Genomic DNA, 1,478 nt, shown 5'->3' on the forward strand with positions numbered 1-1,478 from the left:
TCTCTCGTAAAACGGGTCTTCGGCATGGAGATCCTCCTGCTTCATCAGAAGCTCTCCATTTTTTCGAAGCAAGACCATGGCGCGGATAATGCGCATGCCTGTAGCGCCAGTGATGTCGCTGACCACGTGATGCAGTTGCAGGTTCATCTCGGTCAGCGCCTTCTGCATGTGCTGAATATGCGAGGCGGCATACTCGAGCAGGCGCTCACGCTGGCGCAAATACGCGCGCAGCTCGGCAATCTCGGCTTTGGGTTGGAAGCTGGCGCGCAGCAGGCCATAGGCATGGAGGCGCTGGAGCCACTGCGCATCCTTCACGTCCGTCTTGCGTCCGGGCACCTGCTTGGCGTCGCGCGCATTGACCAGAAACACCTCGAGGCCGCGGTCCTGCAGGATCTCGAAGACCGGGATCCAGTAAACGCCGGTCGATTCCATGACGACGGAGGTAACGCCACAAACCTCGAACCAGTCGGCCAACCGGTGCAGGTCGGCGGTAAAGGTCCCGAAGCTGCACACGGGTTCATCTGTCCGGTCAGGCCCCACAGCGGCCATGTGCATCGTGGCCCCGACATCGATGGCTGCAGCATGGGGGTGAACCACCGGCAGGCTCTGCCGACCTTTGCCGGCTTCTCGTTTGCGTCTCATCGGCTCCTCCTTGGGGTGGGAGGGGCTGGACTGCGCCAAAGGTCAACTTCCTAACCGGGATCGCCCTGGGGCGTCACCACTCTCAAGCACGCAACAGTCCATGGACCATGTTTTTTAACGGGGTCATGAGCCACCAATAAGCTACCGGCCGCTCCCCTCCGGCAACAGACTACCAGCAAGTTGTTTCTGACCCCACAGGCGGACCCGGTCCGCGACGGTTTTTTAACACATCGCGCTCCATGCGCGTGCGATCGAGTTCACGGCGCAGCCGGGCGATTTCCGCCGCCTGATCGGCCGGGGATGTGGTGCCCGCCGGCAACGGCGTGGGAGCGGCCCTGGATCGGGGCACGGCCCCATGGGCAAGGGCCCGCCAGTTGCGCAGCATGGATGGGGAGATCCCCAGTTCGGTCGCGATCTGCATGGTTGGGCGGCCACTGCTCTCTAGCAGGGCGACGGCCTCTCGCTTGAACTCGGGGGTGAACTCTCGCCTTGTCTTTGTCATCAAACACCTTCCCGCTCCCGCAGGAGCGTATCAGAGGTGTCCGTCAAAGCGAGGGAAGATCAGTCGCATCCGCTATTGGATCAGAGAGACGGTATTATCCCCTCTACCTGCCCGATGCACTACTTAGCCATCGGCACAATTAACGGCATGCCTCCGGCAAAGATAAAAGTATAGCCTCGGTTTTGAAGTTCGCAGTCGATTTCGTCGAGTGCAACAACCCACTGGCGAAGGATCTTCATGATCACGGCCTCCTATATCTAGTGTTCTGTCACTGACGGGTAATTCCGAAATCTGGTCTGACGTGCGATGCTGCTCGCATGGGCAAGATCGAACG

1 protein-coding gene and 1 pseudogene are annotated in these 1,478 nt (G+C 60.2%); both read right to left on the minus strand.

Translation table 11 applies throughout. The features are described 5' to 3' along the window. The coding region (locus tag JKL46_RS34740; protein ID WP_246529747.1) for an IS110 family transposase at positions 1 to 642 on the minus strand (642 nt) is incomplete at its 3' end. 220 nt (positions 643 to 862) lie between these two features. After that, a pseudogene (locus JKL46_RS34745) lies at positions 863 to 1,144 on the minus strand (transposase); the annotation flags it as partial. Between the last annotated feature and the right edge of the window lie 334 nt (positions 1,145 to 1,478).

The sequence above is a fragment of the Microvirga zambiensis WSM3693 genome (assembly GCF_016735695.1).
GTDB classification, from domain to species: domain Bacteria; phylum Pseudomonadota; class Alphaproteobacteria; order Rhizobiales; family Beijerinckiaceae; genus Microvirga; species Microvirga zambiensis.